Below are 7355 nucleotides of genomic sequence, written 5' to 3' on the forward strand. Positions count from 1 at the left end.
AATACTTGTTCCTGCATTCGTGTCATAAGTCGGCGCAATTTGGTTATATGCAGGCTCGAATTCTGGCACAGTGATAATTTCAGGGATAAGGGATTTCAGTTTTTCGATCACAGGAGTAGAATCATAAACAGACCATGCTTTCATAAGCGTTACTTCAGTAGACGGGCTAATAGCCATTGTCCTCGGATTGTAAAGCCCACCGAGTCTTGCTGTTTTGTATGCGAGTAAAACATCGGCTTGAATTTCTAAACCTGTCTTATTTTCCCATTTCTTCTTAGCTGTGGCATTCGCACCAGTTGCCCCTTCTGCTACTGCTACAGGAGTAATTTGTGGGTGATTAAATAAGCCATTAGAATTGATAGGAGCATACCCTTTAAGGCTAATACTGTTTATCCACTCGTGGATAAGTCTTCGCCCGTAAGTTGCTTTCTCAAACTCAAGATTAATTTGCGCCCTTGTAAAAGCCCCTGCATTTGCATTGATAAAATTGTTTTCATCAAGCTCTTCATCTGAGTAATTAAATTCTGTAGAAATAAAGAATGGCTTAAATAATACAGAATCCAAACTCATGGTCTGGTCTGTGGTATCTTTACTTGTCGGAGGCTGTGATGTTACTGTCGCTGTTCCTTGTTTAAGAAGAATATCATACTGGTATGCTTGCCGATTGGATTAAATTGCTCAATCGGAAAAAGCTTATCATATGATAACTCAAATTCTTTTGGCTTATAAATTGTTGACTCAATAATTTTCAGAGTCGATTGTCTTGTGATTCCGTTAATAGGCATTTTTTATGCTCCTTATGTTAAGTTATCTAAAACTAATTTGATTGAATCCGGAAGGAAAACGATGTTAGGTGCAATAAAATGAGCGCCTTCAACTACTGCTGTCTTATCTTCATCTGCCGTTTTTGTAAATCTGCCAGGAACTTTTAAAGCATCCGAGCCATTTACTACAAGTCGAACTCTAACGGTATCCGCTTCTGTCACCGCTTCTTCAACGTCTACTACATAGTAACCGCTCTTTCCGCCAAGGACAACATCGTATTGTGAATAATTGCTATTATCCAAGTCACTTGCATTGGTTTGGTATTGTGCGACTCTTAAAGATTGCGTTGCATTGATAAGAGCTAAGTCAGCCAATGCCAAGGCAATACCGGCACCTGCTTTTCTTTGGAATGCTTGCCCGAATTTAAGAGTAGCCCCCGCTGGGATAGAATCCTTAATAGCCGCCGCATAAGCTTTTGCTTCTCTTCCAACTAACTGATCGGCGCTTGTGTCTACTGTTGATTGATCTGCAATATAATCAGCCATAATTATTTAATACCTCTTTTGTAAAAATTCTGTTTTGCTTCTTCGAGGATCTTGTCGGCAGTGTCTAATGTCAATTTGCCGCTTGAGTCCTCATTATGTTTTGCGCTTGTGTTTTTTGCAACTTCGCAAGCTGCGTCGTAAGTAATTCTAAGAACGTTAGTTTCCATAGCATCAAGTTTCTCTTTTGTGTAACTTGGTAGGAATTTAGAAATAAAAGCTTTCCTGACTTCGGCAGGGTTCATTGAGTCAGCTTTAACGCCAAAATTTTCTGCATTACGGATGACTAGCATACTATCGGCTACTGCCGCTTCGACCCTTGGTGCTGCTGCTGCTTTTGCTTGGTATGCTTCGATGACTGCTTTTTGTGCGTCAATTAAAGCTGTTAATTCTTCAATAGAGTTTACGCCAAATTTCCCTTGTAAAGTTGTCATAATTGCATTCAGTTTTTTTGCATCTTCAGCAATCATAGCCGCATCAATTGGTTTAGGTGCATCTGGCAAATCTGCTGCCGGGGTTGTAGTTGCATCCATAGGATCGTCTTCATCTTTTTTAACTGTGGATAATACCGCTTTGTCGATGATAGCTTTGTCGATTGAATAATCTTTGTTATCCACGCGCCAAGTAATTTTAGTTGGTTTAGTTTCGTTCATTGTGTTTGTAGCCTCTTGCATGATAGCATAGTCTTTGTTGGAATCTAGTATTGTCCTGCACTCTTCGCCTGCTCTGCCTTTTTCGACGTGAGCTATATGGTTGATCCTAATATCTCTTTGAATACAATCATATTTTTCGCCGTTATATTCTCCAGGAGTCCAATCTGTCTTTTGCTCAAAACCAATCGACACTTGTATTTGTTCGCCGCTTAGAATTCTTTTTTGTAAATCGGAGTCGAAAACTTTTTCGAGTCCGCTCAAAAATAATCCATCCTGCTTAACATTGAATACATTGCCTTTTACGAGTTTTGAATAATTACTTGAATTGACTAAACCGGAATCTTGATTTATGTCAGGGTGATTGTCAGTGATGACCGCGCCATTTGCTGAGTCGATAGTTGCTTGGGAAAATATTTCCTCTGGCAATTTTGCCTCTTTGACTAATCGACCGTCACTATACAGATAAGGATATACACCTGCTTTGGTAAGATTAACTTTTGCAGTCAACATACCATTATCAAATTTGACATTTGACAGAGTTGCGTTATCAATTCTATATTCCACGGGTCAAGAGTAGAATATAGAATCTAAGTTGTAAATTAATTTAGTCTAGAGGGTAAGACGTGTTACATGCTAATGCGGGGTATTACGTTATTTTTTTTGGTTTAAACAAATGAGATACGTCAATTATAATTTCATCCTTATTATCCCTGTCACTTGGATAGTAGTTTTTAGGGAATGATAATTTATCGCCAATGTATTTTCTGGATAGTTTAATTTCTAAGGTCATTTTTTAATAAACTCCATTCGCTCGGTCAGACAAATATTTTCGCCAACTAACTCAGACAATTTATCCTCGACCATAAATGTAATTTGCTTTTTCGTTTCGAGCATGATTAACTGCAGGCAAAATCCAATGTAATCATTGACGCATAGAGTCTTATCTTTAAAATGGTAAGATTCAATATTGATTTGATCCAATATCAAGTATCGTTGGTGCCTCTTCACTAATTCTAAATAATCGCTGCGTGGCATAGATTCTCGTAAATGTCATTTTTTGGTAATTTGATCTTTTCCTTTATTTCTTCCCCTTTTAAAAAAACAATTTAAAAAATTTTTTTATTATTTTTTTTTTTTTTTTTCCTTTAGGGTTTTTTTTATTTAAAAAATTATTCTTTGCACTGGGATTGGTTCCCATTTTTGCGGCGTTGGATGTAAACTCATTTTAATTCCCTTCTCTATTTTTTATTTTTTAAAAACTCTCGAACTTTTTCAGGCTCATATCTAACGATCCTATTCGTTAATTGTATGGAGTCAATTTTTAATTTTCGAAAAGTGCGGGTGTCTGTAATTTTAAAAATTTGCATGACTTCGCGTTCAGTCAAGAGGCAATCAATATTTGAGATAGTGGTGATTTTCATAAAATTAAAACACCGGTTCCTTCCAACATCTACAATTAATATCATCGCCAGGGAATCTAGAATCGGGAAAATCCAACAATCCAAGAGCACCGATTACATTGTCAAATTCTTTACCGTCCACATTTTTATGTGTGTCGCGGACTCTTTCATCTCCCATCGTTACCCAAATAAATCTTGTCACGCCTGCCTTCTGCTCTTTCTCTGTTTGCACAGCGTTTGCAAATTTTATTACTTGATCCCGTGCAATTCTTTTCAAGCCTGCTTCTCCTCTGTCGATTGTCTTGCTGACCTTATCAATTATTTCATCGGTTGTTTTACCGGAATAATATGCATCGCGTATAACGTCTTGCAATTCAAGTGCTTTCGCTTTTTTAATGTCTTTTACTTTCAATGCATTCTCTAAGGCTTTTTGTTTTAAAGTGTTCTCATCGGCAATATTTACGACTTTGGGTTTATTCAGTGTTATCCCTAACTCATTTACTTTGTATTTTGTTTTTATAATCCCATTTTCATTGACTAAGAATTTTTCTAGAGGCTGATAAATCATCTTAGGTTGTCCGTTAATAATTGCCATTTGTTTCGGTCGAATATTGGTTAAAGTTTTTGACCTTTCATTTATTGACTCATTAAACTTAGATGATACCCAGTTGTCTAAAAGTTTAAAGTTGCCTACTAAGTTTCCAAGAAGTTTATCCTGATTATCTGCATAAGCAAATTCATAATTAAATATTTTCTTGCCTAAGTATCCCATGAGATTCATAAAAGAATCTTGCTTAACGCCTCTTTGTTTAAGTAGCTCATCTTTTTTTAAATTAGTTATTAGCTCATTCAAGACCTCTTGCATCTCTTCGCGGTAATCGTCACGAAGAGTTTTAAAAAATTCTTTTTCAAGCTGAATGGGATATTTATTTTCCTTTTTTTCCCCCCCCCATTATTCATTAGGTTGCTCCGTTTCAAAATCACCTTGCGGGTAATCATAATTATCTTCTGGATACCTAAGTTTTGAAATTTGTTGAGGGCTTGCAATACTCTTATCAATTTCCATTGCATCGGCTTGTGCGTTCTTTAATCTAATGTCGGCTTTAGTATTATCGTCAAGACTAAAAATATCTTCCCATTCAATTTCGTATTCTACGCCTTGGTATTGCCTGAATGAATCTTGTTTAAGGATAATATCAATTATTCGCTTAATTTTTGGTGTCTCTTCTAGCTCTTGTTTCTTGACTAGACTTGAATAATAGTTAAGTGACTGTGGGTTATTTGCTAGGCTTATTATTCCCTTAGATTGACCAAGGAATATTTCTACGGGAATCCCTTCGATAGAACAAAAAGTCGTATTGAGATAATCCATGATTTCCTTAAAGCCCGTTATCGTTAAGTTTTGTTTTTCAAATGATTCAGTTTCGCCGATGACAATAGCAGATTGACTACTTAAAACTTTACGTAACATATTTAAAGTAGATTTAATAATACTTGCCCCGCCTTCTTTTTGGAGTGAAGAGGACTTATATACTTTTAGTTGTGCCTCGTAGATCATGTTAATAGCAGACCAGGCTGAAATAAAAAGCCCGTTGCCTATCATCGCAAGATTGGATACTCGTGATAAGCCGCAACCATATGTCGGTTGAAAATTGTTTACGGACCATAAGAATCTAGACTCGTCTATTCTGTGCCCGTCCATTTGGATTGAGACTTTATTATAATTTCTATCCGTAGGCATATTTTGATTTACTGTTACATTAAAATATTCAGAGGGGACAACATTTATTTTATTCAAACATTTTATTTCTTGAGGCATTGGCTTTGATAGTTCTCCGCCTGCTTGGATCGGATACTTGTTAATATCTGCATCTACAAGAAAATATAGTAAACCGCCGTTTGCATAAATGCGCTCATATTTTTTAAGTTGGACAAGAGACTCTTTTAATTTAAGCCTTTCGATCTCAGCATTGATAGCATGTTCAAACTGTTCATTCTCTGATTCGACTTCGAAACCTTGTTGGTATATATCTTCTGGGATTAAATCAATTATGGTTTGTATTTGCGGAATACCTAAATAAATATTTAGTAGCTCCCTTTCTGTATACTCGTTGAATGTTGGCTGCGTATAAGTCAGCTTGTCTAGGCTTGTGCCCATTCCGGTTAGTGAGGATTTAAGCCCGTCAAATCTTGCTTGTATTTCTTTGTTTAAGGTAGTAGCTACTTGTCTATTCATATGATTCCTTATTATGCGTATATATCTTCCCAAACCTTAGCTATGTCAGCAGGCTTGTCAAGCACTAATATACAGGCATAGGCAAGGCAATCCACAAGGTCATCATGCTTGCCGTTAGGGAATTCTAGTAATTGCTTTTCGAGTGTCGAGAATCCATTCTTGAACCAAACTAAACCGTTTTTAAAATGAACTTGCAGAGGCTCAGCTCTATAGATTTTATTCCCATCGGCAGTCAGAGGCATAACTGGTATTCCTCGACTTGCTGCATTCTGGATAATATTTAAGCCGAAGATTTTCTTCTCCACTGCTTGATAAATTGGATTCCACTTATTGCGGAGGCTTGTCATAATGTCATCATGTGTTGTTGTTAATGCTTGTTCATTAAAGTATCCAAGACAATTATATTATTCGCATGTATAGCAAACGTTATGCAAGCAAAGTCGTCGGCAGTTTGGCTTACTGTTCCGGCGGGGTCAATCGTTTGGTAAATACGGAGGTCAGTTTTTCGGATCGCCTCTTCACCTAAGTAGATAAAGATTTCAGACTCTTTGTAATACTTAAAATCCGATTGCTTAAATAAAGTCCCCGTGTTTATGATTGGATTACTTTGGTATAGTGACTCCCACGATAAGGCTGACATTAATTTTTTGCGCTCAAGAAGAAATTCAATAGATTTATGGCTAGGGAATAATGCTTCTCCTTTCAGCCTGTTTTTTTCGTCCTCTTCTGCTATCGCCTTATAAGATAACACTTGTATGTCTTTGTGTAACTCTCTAAGCCTACCGATCGGATCGTCAATATGCCAGCGGGTTCCGATAATAAGCAAAGCCCCATCGTCCGAAAAACGAGTAAGAAAGTCATCGGTCAACCAATCCCAGGTCTTTTCTCGGATAGTTGCAGATTGCGCCTCTTCTCGTCCTTTCAATGGATCGTCAATTATCCCTATGTCTAAAGATTCTCCAGTAATCGAACCTCGGATTGTGGTATTACGAAAATAACCCTCATTATCCACATACTCAAGAATTTCTCTATTGCGTAAATACTGCCCGCTTATGGCAACTACATTTGAAGTATTTAATCGTGTAGTAAAAACTTGTTTATATTTCGGTGAATCAAATATTCTTTGCAGTCTTAGATTTGCCCTTATCCCTAGACGCTCAGAGAATGACGTGTAGATTGTTTTTGCCTTTGGGTCATGACCTGCGAGCCAAGAAATAAATTCAATTACCTGAACAGATTTGCCATGCTGTGGAGGGGCTTCTATAATTAATTTCGGTCGCTTGCCTGCTTTGTAATCTTGGTAGAATTGCATAAGAGCATAGGCAATTTCTTTTTGAAACCATGAGATTTTTAAAGAAGGATTAATATATTGGCGATATGCCCAAAAGTTTTCTTTTGCTTCTTTTGCTGCAAGCTCTTCGATAAGCTCAATATTATCTAATGTCATTTGTCGAATATTCTAGTTGGCAGACCACGTTTAAGCAATTCAGCTTCTAATTCAGCCGCTGTAAGTTCTTTATATTTGTTTACTATATTTAAGTTGCCCGTTGTTTCATTCTTAGAATCAAAAAGATTTATCGCTTGTCTTGCCATTCGAACAGCTTCTTTTAAATCGTTAGTTGGCAGGCTGTAATCTGAAGAACTTTTTAAAGCTTTGTATTTTTTGATTTCATCGTCAAAGACTTCATTAAAAAATTCGAATTGCTTTTTTACGAATTTGGCTTGCAAGTCAGAGATGGAATCAGAGATTTTTTCCTCT

General features: G+C 36.8%; 10 protein-coding genes. All 10 read right to left on the minus strand.

The window, feature by feature from the left end; genetic code table 11:
* Positions 1-564, minus strand: a 564-nt coding sequence (locus IPH52_18745) for a DUF2184 domain-containing protein (GenBank protein MBK7057045.1), incomplete at its 3' end; no start/stop codon positions are given.
* Positions 565-611: 47 nt separating this feature from the next.
* Positions 612-785 (minus strand): hypothetical protein, encoded by a 174-nt coding sequence (locus tag IPH52_18750; GenBank protein MBK7057046.1) that lies wholly within the window; start codon positions 783-785, stop codon positions 612-614.
* A gap of 12 nt (positions 786-797) precedes the next feature.
* Positions 798-1310: a hypothetical protein gene (locus tag IPH52_18755; protein ID MBK7057047.1), complete on the minus strand. Its 513-nt coding sequence runs from the start codon at positions 1308-1310 to the stop codon at positions 798-800.
* 2 nt (positions 1311-1312) lie between these two features.
* Entirely contained in the window at positions 1313-2524 is a 1212-nt protein-coding gene (locus IPH52_18760) for a DUF2213 domain-containing protein (GenBank protein MBK7057048.1), read from the minus strand.
* A 222-nt stretch (positions 2525-2746) separates the two neighbouring features.
* On the minus strand, positions 2747-2995 hold the full coding sequence (locus IPH52_18765) for a hypothetical protein (GenBank protein MBK7057049.1): 249 nt from the start codon (positions 2993-2995) through the stop codon (positions 2747-2749).
* A 390-nt stretch (positions 2996-3385) separates the two neighbouring features.
* Positions 3386-4213 (minus strand): minor capsid protein, encoded by an 828-nt coding sequence (locus IPH52_18770; GenBank protein ID MBK7057050.1) that lies wholly within the window; start codon positions 4211-4213, stop codon positions 3386-3388.
* A gap of 99 nt (positions 4214-4312) precedes the next feature.
* A complete protein-coding gene (locus IPH52_18775) occupies positions 4313-5596 on the minus strand; it encodes a DUF1073 domain-containing protein (protein ID MBK7057051.1) in 1284 nt (427 codons plus the stop codon).
* A gap of 11 nt (positions 5597-5607) precedes the next feature.
* Positions 5608-5943, minus strand: coding sequence for a hypothetical protein (locus IPH52_18780; protein MBK7057052.1), 336 nt, complete (start codon positions 5941-5943; stop codon positions 5608-5610).
* A gap of 20 nt (positions 5944-5963) precedes the next feature.
* Positions 5964-7043 (minus strand): hypothetical protein, encoded by a 1080-nt coding sequence (locus IPH52_18785; GenBank protein MBK7057053.1) that lies wholly within the window; start codon positions 7041-7043, stop codon positions 5964-5966.
* Positions 7040-7355: hypothetical protein (locus tag IPH52_18790; protein MBK7057054.1), on the minus strand; the 316-nt coding region annotated here is incomplete at its 5' end. The genes IPH52_18785 and IPH52_18790, both read right to left, overlap by 4 nt.

It is taken from the genome of Leptospiraceae bacterium (assembly GCA_016708435.1).
Classification (GTDB): Bacteria; Spirochaetota; Leptospiria; order Leptospirales; family Leptospiraceae; genus UBA2033.

Bases quoted from the DNA above. Each gene is read 5' to 3' on its own strand.
- IPH52_18750 (MBK7057046.1), bottom strand. From the start codon at position 785: ATGCCTATTAACGGAATCACAAGACAATCGACTCTGAAAATTATTGAG.
- IPH52_18755 (MBK7057047.1), bottom strand. From the start codon at position 1,310: ATGGCTGATTATATTGCAGATCAATCAACAGTAGACACAAGCGCCGAT.
- IPH52_18765 (MBK7057049.1), bottom strand. From the start codon at position 2,995: ATGCCACGCAGCGATTATTTAGAATTAGTGAAGAGGCACCAACGATAC.
- IPH52_18775 (MBK7057051.1), bottom strand. From the start codon at position 5,596: ATGAATAGACAAGTAGCTACTACCTTAAACAAAGAAATACAAGCAAGA.
- IPH52_18780 (MBK7057052.1), bottom strand. From the start codon at position 5,943: ATGACAAGCCTCCGCAATAAGTGGAATCCAATTTATCAAGCAGTGGAG.
- IPH52_18785 (MBK7057053.1), bottom strand. From the start codon at position 7,043: ATGACATTAGATAATATTGAGCTTATCGAAGAGCTTGCAGCAAAAGAA.